10 protein-coding genes are annotated in these 15,393 nt (G+C 60.2%); 5 read left to right on the top strand and 5 right to left on the bottom strand.

What is annotated here, in order from left to right; all coding sequences use genetic code 11:
* Window positions 1–233 precede the first annotated feature (233 nt).
* Entirely contained in the window at window positions 234–443 is a 210-nt protein-coding gene (locus ACSMDR_RS16700) for a DUF1127 domain-containing protein (protein WP_436468966.1), read from the bottom strand.
* 726 nt (window positions 444–1,169) lie between these two features.
* Between ACSMDR_RS16700 and uhpT the strand changes: the two genes are divergently transcribed.
* The 5 genes from uhpT (at window position 1,170) to ACSMDR_RS16675 (ending at window position 7,282) form a co-directional block, all read left to right on the top strand.
* Window positions 1,170–2,576, top strand: a complete 1,407-nt coding sequence (uhpT, locus tag ACSMDR_RS16695; protein WP_005904421.1) for a hexose-6-phosphate:phosphate antiporter UhpT — start codon at window positions 1,170–1,172, stop codon at window positions 2,574–2,576.
* A gap of 249 nt (window positions 2,577–2,825) precedes the next feature.
* Complete coding sequence (gene uhpA, locus ACSMDR_RS16690) at window positions 2,826–3,416, top strand: response regulator transcription factor UhpA (protein ID WP_436468965.1); 591 nt, start codon at window positions 2,826–2,828, stop codon at window positions 3,414–3,416.
* Entirely contained in the window at window positions 3,413–4,930 is a 1,518-nt protein-coding gene (gene uhpB / locus ACSMDR_RS16685) for a signal transduction histidine-protein kinase/phosphatase UhpB (RefSeq protein WP_436468964.1), read from the top strand. The genes uhpA and uhpB overlap by 4 nt, the downstream gene beginning before the upstream one ends.
* 24 nt (window positions 4,931–4,954) lie before the next feature.
* A complete protein-coding gene (locus tag ACSMDR_RS16680; protein WP_436468963.1) occupies window positions 4,955–6,301 on the top strand; it encodes an MFS transporter in 1,347 nt (448 codons plus the stop codon).
* An 81-nt stretch (window positions 6,302–6,382) separates the two neighbouring features.
* On the top strand, window positions 6,383–7,282 hold the full coding sequence (locus tag ACSMDR_RS16675; RefSeq protein ID WP_436468962.1) for a DNA replication terminus site-binding protein: 900 nt from the start codon (window positions 6,383–6,385) through the stop codon (window positions 7,280–7,282).
* Window positions 7,283–7,472: 190 nt separating this feature from the next.
* Here ACSMDR_RS16675 and ACSMDR_RS16670 read toward each other — a convergent pair whose 3' ends face one another.
* The 4 genes from ACSMDR_RS16670 to ACSMDR_RS16655 all read right to left on the bottom strand — a co-directional run bounded on the left by ACSMDR_RS16670 (window position 7,473) and on the right by ACSMDR_RS16655 (window position 15,329).
* On the bottom strand, window positions 7,473–11,321 hold the full coding sequence (locus ACSMDR_RS16670; RefSeq protein ID WP_436468961.1) for a DEAD/DEAH box helicase: 3,849 nt from the start codon (window positions 11,319–11,321) through the stop codon (window positions 7,473–7,475).
* A 288-nt stretch (window positions 11,322–11,609) separates the two neighbouring features.
* Window positions 11,610–12,293 carry a YceH family protein gene (locus ACSMDR_RS16665; protein WP_005900681.1) on the bottom strand — a complete coding sequence of 228 codons (684 nt, stop codon included), beginning with the start codon at window positions 12,291–12,293 and terminating at the stop codon, window positions 11,610–11,612.
* 194 nt (window positions 12,294–12,487) lie between these two features.
* Window positions 12,488–14,221, bottom strand: a complete 1,734-nt coding sequence (locus tag ACSMDR_RS16660) for a PglL family O-oligosaccharyltransferase (protein WP_436469342.1) — start codon at window positions 14,219–14,221, stop codon at window positions 12,488–12,490.
* Window positions 14,222–14,321: 100 nt separating this feature from the next.
* Complete coding sequence (locus tag ACSMDR_RS16655; protein ID WP_436468960.1) at window positions 14,322–15,329, bottom strand: LPS O-antigen chain length determinant protein WzzB; 1,008 nt, start codon at window positions 15,327–15,329, stop codon at window positions 14,322–14,324.
* Between the last annotated feature and the right edge of the window lie 64 nt (window positions 15,330–15,393).

Here is a 15,393-nt window from a genome sequence, read left to right as displayed (position 1 = left end):
CGATTATACGGGAGCGCTTTGGCTTAAAAACAATTTTTTAAACAAATTCAACCATTAGCATAACAATGCAAGAGGGGCAGGAAAGGATGCAGAGACAAGGGATAAAGGAGTAATTCTGAGCAGAAACGGCAAGAAGGGGGATGATGCTAGCAGCGTGCGGAGGATATGGCAGAGAGGCTCTTGTTGGCACTATTGGCCGGCGGAAGAAAAACGAGGCATCCGTGCCTGGTCAATCAACCACGCCAGAACGGCTTGGTGGTTTCCTGATAGCGATCGGATTCGTTCAGACCGATATCTTTGAGCAGGTAGGCAGGCAACTCGGAGAGTTGACGACGACTGCGACTACGTTCCAACCAGGTCAGGAAGATTTGTTTGGCACGAGCAACCAGATTCAGTTCGCTGGACTGCTGATAACCGGCTTGGGTATAAGTCATGTTGGCCATGATGCGGCTCCTCTTAATTAGTTGCCGCAAGCTTAGGCATTGTATCTCTATGTCTCAATTGACGAATTTTGATACAACGCATTAGTAAAAGTAATATAAGAAAGCCAACAAATAAAAACACTAAGATATTGATTATAAATTAAAAATAAAAAAACAAATGTCTTCTTCAGCCCCCGCAGCAGATTGTGCTTTTAAATGCTGGGTTAACTATTCACTTTATATTTTAGCTTATGCAATACCTGTCATGGCGCAGAGTGTACCTATTTCCGTGAACCCGACCAAATGATCGAAACATGATAAAAAGGTGTTTCTAAAAATAACAATTGAACAATTTCATTACATGGCCCGCGCCCACAAGATCTCCACTCCATTTATCAGCCTGGGCCAATACTGCGCCGGGACAAACACCCAATATGGTTCCTCCGCTTCCCCGTGTGACTCACCTCACGATTCCCATGCAGCGACGGCCAAACTAGGAAATTTTCTTAAGCCCACTAGGGATGGCTCTCACGCCATTTGTGCCGCGCCTCATTACAGTCAGGCTACCTGATGTAGTGACCCAACCGCCGCAGTCGCGCAGGTTAGGGCATGGGTTCAATCGACAGGAGAGCGAGGCGCACACTCCAACCTCTTTCTGTTCTCCTTTCCGTGGCGTGACCTCTGACACCAACCAAAAAGTGAGGGGCGCGGCGGAAATACCGTCTATCTCGCAGAGGATGAACGAAGATGTTGAAATTTCTCCAACAGGTCCGGGTGCCGACCCTGGATCTGCCGGTCGCAGCCCGGCGCAAGCTCTGGTTCAAGCCGTTTATGCAATCCTATCTGGTTGTATTCATTGGCTATCTGACCATGTATCTGATCCGCAAGAACTTCAACATTGCGCAAAACGACATGATCCAGGAGTACGGTCTCTCCATGACCGAGCTCGGCATGATTGGCCTTGGCTTCTCCATCACCTACGGGGTGGGCAAGACGCTGGTCTCCTACTACGCCGATGGCAAGAACACCAAGCAGTTCCTGCCGCTGATGCTGATCCTCTCAGCCCTGTGCATGCTGGGCTTCAGTGCCAGCATGGGCGGCACGGGTTTCAGCCTCTACTTCATGATCTTCTTCTATGCCCTGAGCGGCTTCTTCCAGAGCTGTGGTGGCTCCTGCAGCTACTCCACCATCACCAAATGGACCCCCCGCAACAAGCGTGGCACCTATCTCGGCATGTGGAACCTCTCCCACAACGTGGGCGGGGCTGGTGCGGCCGGGGTGGCGCTGTTCGGTGCCAACTACCTGTTTGATGGTAACGTGCTCGGCATGTTCATCTTCCCGTCCATGATAGCCCTGGTGGTCGGCTTTATCGGCCTGCGTTTTGGCAGCGATTCACCGGAAGCCTATGGTCTGGGCAAGGTGGAGGAGCTGTTTGACGAAGTGGCCAGCGAGGAGGACATCGCCACCGAGGAGCAGAAGCTGACCAAGGGTCAGATCTTCGTCAAGTACGTGCTGATGAACAAGGTGATCTGGCTGCTCTGCTTTGCCAACATCTTCCTCTACGTGGTGCGCATCGGCATCGATCAGTGGTCCACCGTCTACGCTCACCAGGAGCTGGGCTTCTCCAAGGAGATAGCCATTCAGGGCTTTACCTTCTTCGAAGTGGGCGCCCTGGTCGGCACCCTGATGTGGGGCTACCTCTCCGATCTGGCAAACGGTCGTCGCGGTCTGGTGGCTTGCGTGGCACTGGCACTGATTATCGCCACCCTGGGTCTCTACCAGCACGCCACCACCCAGTTCATGTTCCTGGGCTCCCTGTTCACCCTGGGCTTCCTGGTGTTTGGTCCGCAACTGCTGATCGGCGTGGCCGCCGTGGGCTTCGTGCCGAAACAAGGCATCAGCGTGGCCGATGGCGTCAAGGGGACCTTCGCCTACCTCATCGGTGACAGCTTCGCCAAGCTGGGTCTGGGCATGATAGCCGATGGCACTCCCATCTTCGGCCTGACCGGCTGGGACGGCACCTTCGCGGCGCTGGACATGGCCGCCGCCGCCTGCCTGGTGTTGATGGCCTGCGTGGCCGTGGCCGAAGAGCGCAAGATCCGCCGCATCAAGCGCGAGTTGAAAGCTGCCGAGCTGGCGACCCAGTCAGCCTAAGCAACTATCAGCAGGTGCAACCGGGCTGGCGATGCCGTCAGCCCGAGCAAGCATGAGCGGCTAGCCACTGAACGCTTGGTCACCGGGCGCCGCTAGTGTTTAATGCCTCCCTGAGCAGATGTATCTGCTCATCGCCGTGACCCCGCGCACAGCCAAGGCGTCCCTTTCTGGGACGCCTTGGCTGTTATCCTTGCCGGGCACCATTGCTAGAGATATGCCACATACAGACCCCACCAGGAGGCGGGCCCCATGCTCAAGATTGCCCTCATCGACGATCACCAGATAGTCCGCTCCGGTTTTGCGCAGCTCCTCAACCTGGAGCCAGATCTTCAGGTGGTGGCCGAGTTTGGTTCGGCCCGTGATGCCTTGCTAGGGCTGCCCGGCTGCGGAGCCCAACTCTGTGTCTGCGACATTTCGATGCCGGATCAATCCGGGCTCGAGTTGCTCAAGCTGCTGCCCTCAGGCCTCGCCGTGGTGATGCTGTCGGTCCATGACAGTCCGGCGCTGATCGAGCAGGCACTGCAGGCTGGCGCCAAAGGTTTTCTCTCCAAACGCTGCAGCCCCGACGAGCTGATCGCCGCGATACGCACCGCGGCCCACGGCGGCTGCTACCTCACCCCGGATATCGCCCACAAACTCGCCAGCAACAGCCAGGACCCTCTCACCAATCGGGAACGGGAAGTGGCGCAGCTGCTGGCGCGGGGGCTGGAAGTGAAAGCCATCGCCGAACAACTCGGCCTCTCCCCCAAGACGATCCACGTGCACCGCGCCAACCTGATGGACAAACTGAAAGTCAGCAACAACGTGGAGCTGGCCCACCGCATGCTGGACAGCTGGTGATCTCCCGGTTTGCCAGCTATGTCGCCATCGCGCTGGCGGCCAGCTTCATCTTTGCCGCCGGCTGGTTTTGCCTGTGGAGCATCAGCCTGCATCTGGCGGGTTCACCCATACTGGCGGTGTTGCTGTTTCCATTCGGCCTGCGCCTGGGTCTGTTGCTGCAAAGCCCCCTTGCCTACTGGCCGCCCTTGCTGCTCTGTGAATCCCTGCTGCTCTATTGGCTCAATCAGGAGATAGGCCTGCCGCAATGGCCGCTCATTCAGGCGGGCAGCCTGCTTACCCTGCTGCCGCTGCTCATCGCCCGCCGCCAGCAGGTACGCAACGACTGGCAGCAACTGCTGGTATTGCTCGCCACCGTCACGACGGCGGCGCTGCTGCAATCCCTGCTCTGGCATCTGGCCGGGGAAGATGGCCTCACCGCCCTGCTGCTCACCCTGACCGGCGGCCTGACCCTCACCTCCACCTGCATGCTGATCTGGCACTACCTCACCCGCGCTACCTGGGTGCCGCTGGGGCCCGCATTGGTGGATCAGCCGGTGGACTGGCGCTTTCGCCATCTGGTCTGGTATCTGCTGCTGTTCGCGCTGAGCCTCTGGCTGCAGCTCGGCCTGCCGGATTCCCTGGTGCGCTTCACGCCGTTTTGCCTCGCCATCCCCATCATGGCCATGGCCTGGCGTTACGGCTGGCAGGGGGCTCTGCTTGCTACCCTGATGAACACGGTGGCACTGATGGCGAGTCAGGCCTGGCACGAACATCCACTGGATCTGCTGCTCTCCCTGCTGGCCCAGAGCCTGACCGGCCTGCTGCTGGGGGCCGGCATCCAGCGTCAACGTGAGCTCAACCAGGCGCTGACCCGTCAGCTCGCTCACAACCGTCAACTCACAGAACGGTTGCTGGAAACCGAGGAGAGCATCCGCAAGGAGGTAGCCCGCGAGCTGCACGACGACATAGGCCAGACCATCACCGCCATTCGCACTCAGGCAGGCATAGCGCAGCGGCTCGCACCGGACAATGCCGGGGTCGGCCAGAGCAGTGCCCTCATCGATACGCTCTCCCTGGGTATTTACGATGCGGTGCGCGGCCTGCTTGGCAGACTGCGGCCCCGCCAGCTCGATGACATGAGCCTGGAGCAGGCGGTGCGGGGGCTGCTGCGTGAGCTTGAATTGGAACGCCACGGCATCGTCACCCGGCTCGAGTGGCAACTGGCGGATGAGGAGCTCTCCGATGCCCAGCGGGTCACCCTGTTTCGGGTCTGCCAGGAGGGGCTCAACAACGTGGTCAAACATGCCAATGCCAGCTCGGTCCGAATTCGGGCCCATAGACAAGAAGATCGCTTGCACTTGCAACTGGAAGACGACGGCTGCGGCCTTCCCGAACAGGCGCCCCAGGGGTATGGCCTGCTCGGCATTCGCGAGCGGGTGCAGGCGCTGGGTGGCAGCCTGCAGCTCTCCTGCATCCACGGCACCCAGCTGACCCTCAACCTACCCTGGCGCAAGCGGGAAGATCGCCATGCATAACCAACCCCTTGCGAGCCGAATCTTATGTTGAACTTTATGAAAAGCGCGCCGCCCCAGCCGCTCATCCGTGATCAGGCAGAAGTGGACGCCTGTTATCGCCATTGGCGCCTGCACCTGCTGCTGACCATGTATCTGGGTTACGCCGTCTTCTATTTCACCCGCAAGAGCTTCAACTTCGCCATGCCGGACATGCTGGCAGAAGGGATGTTGAGCAAAGCCGACATCGGCATGCTGTGGACCCTGTTCTACCTCACCTACGGCTGCTCCAAGTTCTTTTCCGGCATCATCAGCGACCGGGCCAATCCCCGCTACTTCATGGGGCTGGGGCTGATGGCGACCGGGGTCATCAATATACTGTTCGGCCTGTCATCCTCCCTCTGGCTGTTTGCGGCGCTCTGGGTTGCCAACGCCTTCTTCCAGGGCTGGGGCTGGCCCCCCTGCTCCAAGCTGCTCACCAACTGGTATTCCCGCAGCGAGCGGGGGGTCTGGTGGTCGGCCTGGAATACGGCCCACAACGTGGGCGGGGCGTTGATCCCGCTTATCGTCGGCACCATAGCCCTGCAGCACGGCTGGCGCTACGGCATGATAGTGCCCGGCGTCATCGCCATTCTGGCCGGTTTTTTTCTGTGCTGGCGACTGCGGGACACCCCCAGTGCCATGGGGCTGCCCACGGTCGGCGAGTGGCGCCAGGATGCGCTGGAAATCGCCCAGCAGACCCAGGATGCGGGGCTCTCCCATCGCCAGATCCTGCGCAAATACGTGCTCGGCAACCCCTACATCTGGCTGCTGGCCTGCTGCTACGTGCTGGTCTATGTGGTGCGCACCGCCATCAATGACTGGGGCAATCTCTACATGACGGAGCAGCGCGGCTTCGATCTGATGAGCGCCAACTCCGCCATCTCCATGTTCGAGGTGGGCGGCTTTATCGGTGCCCTGGTGGCGGGCTGGGGATCGGACAAGCTGTTCAACGGCAATCGCGGGCCGATGAACCTCATCTTCGCGGTGGGCATACTGCTGGCGGTGGGGTCGTTGTGGCTGATGCCCTTCTTCAGCTATGTGATGCAGGCAGCCTGCTTCTTCACCATCGGCTTTTTCGTGTTCGGGCCCCAGATGCTGATCGGCATGGCGGCGGCGGAGTGTTCCCATAAACATTGTGCGGGAGCGGCCACCGGCTTCGTCGGCCTGTTCGCCTACATGGGGGCGGCGCTGTCGGGCTATCCGTTGGCCAAAATCATGGAGATCTGGCACTGGAACGGCTTCTTCGTGGTGATCTCGGTGGCGGCCGGGGTCTCGGCTCTGTTGCTGCTGCCGTTCCTGAAAGCCCAGGCTCCTCGCCAACAGGGCACTGCTCCCCTGCTCGGTAACAGTTGACACAAGATAACTGTTTATTTATACAGTAATCTTGTGATGAGCACCTGGCTGCTCGCCCCCTATGTGACCGAGAGTTGAACCATGGAGACCTTTACCCCCAAAGCCGCCTTGCGCCAGCAGATGAGTGAACTGGAAACCTTGTTGGCCAAACTGGCAGAACAGCTCAAGCAGCTGCCCCTGCTGGAGGCCCAGGTCTACCCCTTGCCTCCTGTGCTGCAAGGGCAGGAGCATGATCCCATCAGCCAGATAACAGTGGGACAGCTTTGCGGTGAGGCCGCCCGCGAGGCGGCTATTGCCGCTTATCAATACCATGGCGCCCGCCCTGGCTGCTCGACCAAGTCCACTCAACGTCTGCCTGGCTGGCTGCGTTTTCCCGCCAGTTGCGCAGCGCAGATCAGCACCCTGGTGGAGGAGATCAATCATTGCAAGCAAGGCTTCAAGGCTCAGGTGCAACAAGCGGGGGGGCGGGATGAGAAGTTCGAGCTGGTCCACAACGCCCTGCCCGGGGTCATCACCTTGCAGATATATCGCCAACTCAGCCTGTTGCGCGGGGAGCTGCACTCCCTCGGTTTCACCTGGGCGGACAAGCAGACCATCCGCCGCCTGAGCCGGGAGCAGGTGATCGCCATGCTCGAACGCAGCCGTCACTATGTGCCCATGCTGTCGAACCCGTCGCAGTGGCAGCAGATGGTGGATCAGGAGGTGTACGACATTCGTCGCCTGCCTGCCGACGCACAGCTGCGGATCCGCCGCCCGGTCAAGACTCACCCCATGGTCAACCTGCTGTGGCGCGATCGCGAACCGAGCAAGCAACAGATAAAGGCGAGCCTGCCACTGCTGCTCTGCACCGACAGCGCCCCCCTCATCAAGCCCCTCGGTCACTATCCCCCCAAGCTGCGCCAGCCCAGGCGGGATCGCAAAGGGGGCGAACGCCTCCTCATCGACAGGATGCATCTCTATGTATATGAGCCTCTTGGCTAAGGTTGTTCCGTCCTTAGGGCGCGAGTCGCAAGCCGGAACCAGGCAGCCCTGCAAGCCGCAGACAAGATGAACAGGGAGAGGAGCGGCGACTCGGGCCGCTTGGCATTCTGCCAGGCGGCAAACAACAGGCGGCATAAAAACGCCCCCTTCTCGCAGGAGAAGGGGGCGTAACAGGTAACAAGGCTGAGCGTCAGCCCATCAAGAGGGCACGCAGGCTCTCCACATCCAATCCTCTCACCTCGGACTGGCCGCTGAGCAGACCATCAGCCAGGGCGCGTTTTTCGTCGTGCAGGGCCACTATCTTCTCCTCCACCGTCTGTTCGCACACCAGGCGATAGACGGTCACCGGCTGGGTCTGGCCCATGCGGTGGGCCCGATCGCTGGCTTGATCCTCCACCGCCGGGTTCCACCAGGGATCCAGGTGCAGGACGGTATCGGCCTGGGTCAGGTTAAGACCCGTCCCTCCCGCCTTCAGGCTGATCAAAAACAGCGGTACCGGCTCGTTGCGAAATCTCAGGATGGACTCCTGACGCGACTTGGCGGAGCAACCACCATCCAGGTAGCAGTAATCCCAGCCTCGCTTGCCAATGCGCTCGCGCAGCAGGCTAAGCAAGTCGACGAACTGGCTGAAGACCAGCACCCGATGACCGTTGTCTATGGCCTCGCCAAGCAGGGCCATGGCCTCGTCCAGCTTGCTGTTGCTATAGGCCCACTCCGGCATGATGAGGGAAGGGGAACAGCACAGACGCCGCAACCGGGTCAGCCCGCTCAGCACGTGCATCAGGGCGCGGCCATCGGCACTTTGCACCTGCTGCACCACCTCGCGCCTGGTCGCCTCATAGAGCTGGCGCTCCTCGGCCGACAGGCTGATGTGATGCACTATCTCCGTCTTGTCCGGCAACTCGGTCAACACATGCTGCTTGAGGCGACGCAGGATGAAGGGGCTGATCACGGCTCGCAGCAGCGCCATGTGCTCCGGATCCTTCACCGCCTTGCCGAAGCGACGTTTGAACTCGCCCAGGCTGCCAAGCAGCCCCGGGTTGATAAAGGTAAACAGACTCCACAGCTCCCCCAGATGATTTTCGATCGGCGTGCCCGACAGGGCCAGACGAAAATCGCCATCGAGCTGGAACAGCAACTTGGCACGCTGGGTACCGGCGTTCTTGATTTGCTGGGCTTCATCCAGCACCATGCTTGACCAGCGACGCCCCTTGAGCGCCGCGGCCAGTCCACCCAGCATGCCGTAGTTGACCAGCACCAGCTGACCCGGCCTGGCCTCGGCGATCTGCGCCTCTCTGTCCATGCCCGGCTCGAAGGTCACCACCTCCAGTTCGGGGGCGAAGCGAGCCACCTCCTCCTGCCAGTTGGTGACCACTGACTTGGGTACCACCACCAGGGCGGGGCCCAGGTGCTGGCGCATACGCAGCACGATGAGAGCCTGCAACGTCTTGCCCAGCCCCATGTCATCGGCGAGGCAGGCGCCAAAGCCGTGATGGGCCAGGGTCGCGAGCCAGCGCACCCCATCCTTCTGATAATCCCGCAACGGAGTGAGCAGCTCAGGGGGGCAATCCACCTCCTGCTGCCACTCCGCCTGCAACTCCTGCCAGGCGCTGTCCCCTTGAGTGCTGATCACCGAGAGCAGGCGGGTCAGCGGATAGGCGAGCCGGGTGTTGACCCTCTGCTCTTCGTCGAGCATGGCCCCCAGCATGGTGAGCCGCTCCACCAGCTTGTCGCTCAGCACCAGACTGGTCTGCTCATCGAGCTGGACGGTACGCTGGCCCGGGGTCAACTGGCGCAAAATGAGTCTCAGATCCAGGATTTCATGTTCATCCAGACTGAGGCTGCCCTCAACCTGGAACCAATCCTGGCGCCGCTCGATACGCAGGCTCAGGGCCGCTTCATCCAGACTCTTGAGGCGGGCGCTGTCCTGATGCCAGTGGATGCGTATCTGCTGCTCCACCAGCTCGGGCAGGGCATTGACCAGGGAGAGTGCCTGCTCCCCCTGCAGCAACCATTCGGTACCGGGCAAGTCGATGGGCAGCTGGTTACGCAGGCTCTGGGCCTCCCTCTTCTCCTCAGCCAGGTCCCGCAGCCAGTAGAGTGACTCTTTCATCCCCTGGCGCACCACGGCCTCCCCCTTGCCCAGCGGCAAGGCGGGCATCTCATCGAGCTGAGTGACCAGCCGGACCGCAAGCTGGCCATCCTGCCAGTCGAGCTGGACCGACGCCAATCCGGGCCAGGACTTGAGCTCGACATTGCCTTGGAGCCCAGCCACCTCGCTGTGCCAGGGCAATCCAGGAATGGCGTTGAGTGTCTGTTGCAGGGCAGCCAACCCCTCCCCTGGCAGGGGCGGGATCGACGCCAGAGCGGGCAGCAAGGGCTGCAGGCCGGGCGGCGTCAGCATCAACTGCCACAGATCCTGGGCCAGCGGCACTATGTGCGCACCCTTGCTGGCCTGCGCCGGGCTCAGCACACCGCGCATGCCCGCATCCTCCACCACTATCTGCAGCAAGGGGGCACTCAGGGCAAGCTGCAGCTTCTGCCCCTTGGCATTGAGCAGACGCGGATGCTGGGCGAGCACAGGCCAGAGTTCATCCGGCAAGCGACTCATGTTGCGCGGCAGCAGCCGCACCAGCGCCCAGTCCTCCTCATCGAGCAGGGCTGCATATTGCGTGGAGAGCAGGCCGGGATCGACCCGGCGACCCGCGGTCCACTCTCCCTTGGTGCTCTGTTTCTGGATCTTGCATTCGAGCTCGGGCCCTTCTGCATGTAACAGCCAGACCAGTTGCTCCTTGTTTTTTCGCCCCCCGCTGGCGCGCCCCAGCCCTTGCAGCCAGTTGAGCCAGCTGGCCGATGCCGCCCCCTTGTCATCGTCGTCATTCTCATCTCCGCTCGCTTGTACGTCGAGGACAAGACGATCGAGGGGGCCTTGCCTGGCCGCCTGGCCGAGCAATTGGCGCAACAGATCCTGACAAAACCCCATCAGGCGATGGCGAGGCGCCACGCCGAGCAGCTCGTCCAGATCCCACTTGTGCAAGATGGCGACTTGTGGACTCTGACCACCGTGGCGGGCCAGGGCACAGAGATCGAGCCAGAGGTAGCCCCAGTGCAGTTCGTCGGCGGGCAGTTGCAAGGTATCAAACAGCCCCACCGCCTGACCGTGGCGATCCCCCGCCCATTGGGCGATCAGATCCTGCAGCAAGGGTTGCTGCTGACCCAGGCTGCGCTGCCACAACTTGCGCTGGCTGCTGGCAAGTTCGGGATCCGCCTGCTGCAACCAGCCGAGCCAGAGCAGCGTCATGAAATTATGTGGATACTGACCCTTGCCATGGCGTGACTGCCACTGACTGAGGGCACTCATCAGCGCCTCTGCCAGAGGCGCACTCCCCCCTCGCTCAGCCAGGGTCATCAGCTCTGGCCAGCCATTGGGGTGATCGGGAACCCTGTCTTGTGGCACCGCGCTCTGCTCCCCCCCGTCATCGCACAGCCAGTGCCATTGGGCAGCCAGCTGTTGATAGCAGGGCTGCAACTCGGTCGTCACTGTCACCTCGGCCAGGGGCCAGGGGGACGGTGGACAATCGAGGCTCGTCTGCAGGGCGAAGTGTTCGAGCAGGATACGCTGCCACTGGGGACTGGCTCCGGCGAGCAGGGCGTGGGACTCGGGTACGTCGAGCAGGGCCAGCAGATCGGCACCATTGAGATAGGCTGGCGGCTCGCCGTCAGCCCCCAGACAGAGGGAGCGCACCAGGGCCTGAACGGGATCCTGGCCGGTCAGGCTAGGTACCCGCGACCAGTCAGGCATGGGACAGTGTCCCTGACGAACTCCGAGGATCAGCGCCAGTGTTCCCTCGGCACTCAGACTCCAGAGCTGCTCGCCCCGCAGCCGGATCAGTCCCTCGTCATGCAGCTGCGTCAACTTGTCGATCAACACCTGGCCCAGCGGCAGCTGTTCTTGCAGATAGCGGGTACTCACGGCACGCTGCAACTGCAGCTCGCCGAGCAAGGCATAACAATCTGGAGACAAGGTTGGTGCAGACATCAAGACTCACGCGAAGGAGCAAAAGCGGAATTTTACCGGGAAAGCGCCTTCGGCTCGACCCTTAACCATGAAATAACGCAAATAAAATGGCTTGCCCCGGAAATGCCCGTTCATCCGGATGGGCGTTTTCGCAGCAAAGAGAGGGCGTCAGTGCATGCTGATGAGAAGATAAAGGCGGGAACGTGCGGGGATAACGACTCTTGGGCGCGGCCAGGGCCGGCAGGCAATGAACCAGAGCTGTCTGTCTCTTTCATGACAGCGCCCTGGTTCATCGGGCAGAGAAGGTGCTTAGGACGTCAACTCATCCAGGCGCGCACTCAAGGCCGCCAGCTGGGCACGCAACTCGCTGATTTCCGTCTCCAGGGTTTCGACACGCTCACCGAGCACCGAGTTGAAGGCGCGAGCGCCGCTGCTGCCAGGTTGGCGCCCTGAGTCGGCACTCACTTCGTCACTCGCGACCCCGGTCACCTCGCCACTGAACAGGTGGGCAAAGCGGGATTCCCGTTTACCGGGTTCACGGGCCAGCTTGACCACATAGGGCCCCTGTTCCATCAGCTCATTCAATACGATGTCGACCTGAGTCACATCCTCAAACTGGCAGAGCCTGTTGGTACGAGAGCGCAACTCACCCGGCGTTTGAGGGCCACGCAGCAACAGCTCGCAGACGATACCCAGCGCCTGGGCATCGAACTTGAGATCGCCAAATTCGGTATTGCAGAACCTGTGCTGATAACGCGGCACCCGGGCGTTGAAACCGGCGGTATTGACCACCAGCCGCTTGCGGATCAGCTCGTCGACCACGGCGCGGATCTGCAGCTCTTCGAGCTCCAGCACGGGATCTCTGTTGCTCTTCTGGTTACAGGCATTGACCAGGGCATTGAGAGACAGTGGGTATTGATCCGGCGTGCTGATCTCTTTCTCGATGAGGCAACCTATCACCCGGGCTTCTAATGGGCCTAATACCAACTCCATTGCAGACTCCCTTTATAAACAAGATATTGCGTTCAGTGCCCTATCTTATCCCGCGGGAGCCCCCCGTCCAGCCTGGCGCCCTGATTTTGCGATAAAGCCATGGCCTTGGCGAAACAAACAGCAGCCCCGGCCACATCTCAATCAATCCCTCGCACATCCATGCAGTCGGCGGCGGCCCCCAGCGCCGCTGCCAGCTAAGGCGCCTGTATCGCCGCTGAGCTGGCCGAAACCGCGGGCCGTTTCTCCAGTGCAGTGGCCACAGAGGCCGCCTTGCCCGTCAGCAGGGGATCGGCCGGATAGAGCAGCAATGCTTGCTGGCGCAGGGCCTTGGCCTCCTCCTCTCGCCCCAGGGCATTGAGGGCAACTATCATGTTGGCGTAGATATTGGCTCTCGGGGTATGGCGCACAAACTCCTGACCCCAGTCAAGATAGGCCATCAGCTCCTGCTGGTTGTGGGCTTGCAAGCCCACCAGGAGACGCACCGAGTTGACGTCGAACTCGACTCGGGTCAGCCAGGCGAGGGGATTGACTACTTCCAGCAACAAGGCGGGCTGCTTGTAGCCACCCCGCTCATATTTGGTCACGACCCAGGCGGTGTGAATGGCGGTGAGCATGAAAGGCACGACCAGCAGAGGTATGCCAATGGCCAGAAAACGCAGCAGCAGCCAGGGACGATAGACATGTTCGCGCCAATCAGGCCCTGGCGCTTGCTCCTCCACCTCGCTATCTAGCACGAACAGCAGCAGCAACAAGACCCACCAGAGAACGATGGCGTGGTAGAAGGGATACTCCGTCTGGCTGTGCAGCAATATGGGTGTGACCAGGGCCAGCAGAGCCAGCCCCTGGCGCCAGCGGGTCTGGCTCAGGCGCCACAAGATAGCGCCGCCCATCAACAGCATGCCCAGCATAGGGACTATGCCCCCCTCCACCGCCCAGTAGAGAAACTCGTTGTGGGGGTGATCCAGGTTGTATTCAATCTGCACCATCTCTGGCTGCAGCGCCTTGTCAGCCATGTAGTGATGCAAGAATACCGACTCAAAACTGCCATAACCCCAACCACTCCAGGGGGCCTGCATAATGAGCTTGATGGCATAGGGCCAGTAGATGGATCTCATGCCGCCGGACTGATAGACCTCAAGCCCTCGTTTGGCCCCGGCAACCAACAACTGGGATGCCAAACCCAGCAAGATGCCGAGTGCGACCAGCAGCAATACCCTGGCAGCCAACTTGCGCTCTTTCAGCATGGGCAGCAGCAAGATCACGCCGAGCAAAGCGCCAAGCTGCCCCACCCGAGACTGCAAGACCACCAGCAGCAGGGGGCACGCCAGCATGAGGCCATAACGTAACCCTGTGAGCCAGGGCCCCGCCAGCCGCCCCCTCCCCTCCAACCAGGCCGCCAATACCAGACCGGTCGCCATGAAGCTTGCCATCACATTGGGCTGCTGGAAGATGCCATAGGGGCGATTGTTGCGGGTGTCATAACCGAGCCAGTTGCCCGGCACCAGCAGGTAATACTCTATCAGCCCGAGGAGCGCCTCAATCGCTACGGCGCCCAATACCAGATAGAGCAAGCGCTCACACCTGCTTGCATCCAACGCCCACTGGTAGAGGCAAGAGAGGAACAGCATACCGGCAAAGAGCCCCAGCAAACGGGGAATGGCATAATCCTTTAACTCAAAACCGGGATAGGCCATGGGCAACAGCAGCAGGAGAGCCCCCCCCCAGAACCAGCCCTGCAAAGATGACCAGATTAGCCGCTGACGCAGAGTGACTTGCCAGAGCCCCAGCCCAATGGCCAGGCTGGCAAACATCCAGCCCCAGGCATTGAACGGCAGGTAGAGGCCTGATCCGCCGGGGTTGTGCATGAAGAAATGCATTCCCAACAAAAAATAGAGCGCGAAGAGTCCAAAAAATCCTTTTTCCAGCATCTGGCCAGCATCCTGAGATTGTCTATTCACCCAGCATAACCCTTTGTCTCAAAAAATAAAAAAGAGGGCCTAAGCCCTCTTTCATCATGCAGATATGGTGTTACTTGGCGCTGCCTTGTTCGCGGAAGGCATAACGCACCAGCACTATGCCGACCCCCAGCATGCCACCCAGCAAGGTGGCCAATACCACAATCAAGGGGCGCTTGGGTTTATCGCGAGACAGGGGCTCACTGGGCGATGCCAAATATGCGAAAGAGTGGAATGGCAGCTCTTCGAGCTTGATGGCCTGGAGACTGCTCAATTTCAGGCGCAGATCGCTCAGGGCCGGGTTCAGAATATAGGGGTTGTCGATCTCCTTTAATACCTTGAGCTTCTCGGCCAGGGCGCGGGAACCCCATTCGATGGCGAAGCCATCCCGTGCATTGAGGTTTTCAACCGGAGAGTCTATTCCGGCAGCACGACTGATGCGCAGACTGTATTGGGTGCGAAGGACATCGTCTTGCAACTGCTTGAGGGTGTCGGCCCTGGCACTCTCATACTGGGTCTGCAACGTCTTGAGCCGGTTCTGCCAGATGGTATCCAGTTCCTTGCCCTTGGCGGCAGACTCCAGACTCTGGATAAAGTCGATGTATTGCTCCAGACGCAGCTTGGCCTCTTCTGCCGTGCCCGCAGCGAAGGAGAGGATGATATTCTCGCTCAGCTTGTCCGGGGCCTTGGCATCGATCCCTTCGGCCATCTTCTTGAGCAGCAAGCGCTTGCCTTTTTCCTCCGTCAGCTCGGATTTGGCAGCCTCGGCGTCGAGATAACCCTTTTCTGTCAAAAACTGGCGTTTATTATTGAAACTGTTGAAGTTATTAACAAAATCATCATATAGCGCCTTCTTCTCAAAGGCGGTGAAGGCGGTCTCCGGTACCTGGGCGTTCATCAACTGGTTGATGTTGAGCTCGAGCGACTCTATCTCCTTGAGCGTCGGCTGCTTTATCTCGGCCTGACTGACCCAGACTTGCGGCGCCAGCAAGGCATAGGCGATACCACAAGCCGCAAACAGACCAGCGACACCGAGGATAAGCAGCTTGCTGCGCCAGAGCGTCACGACAAGCTCTCTCAAATCAATCTCATCACTGGCTCGGCTTTGAGACCAACCTGGCGGTAATGCCGTTTGCTGGGTAGAC

It is taken from the genome of Aeromonas molluscorum (assembly GCF_051376105.1).
Taxonomy (GTDB): domain Bacteria; phylum Pseudomonadota; class Gammaproteobacteria; order Enterobacterales; family Aeromonadaceae; genus Aeromonas; species Aeromonas molluscorum.
The sequence above is the reverse complement of the archived record's forward strand: the minus strand, read 5'-3'. Positions and strand labels throughout refer to the sequence as shown.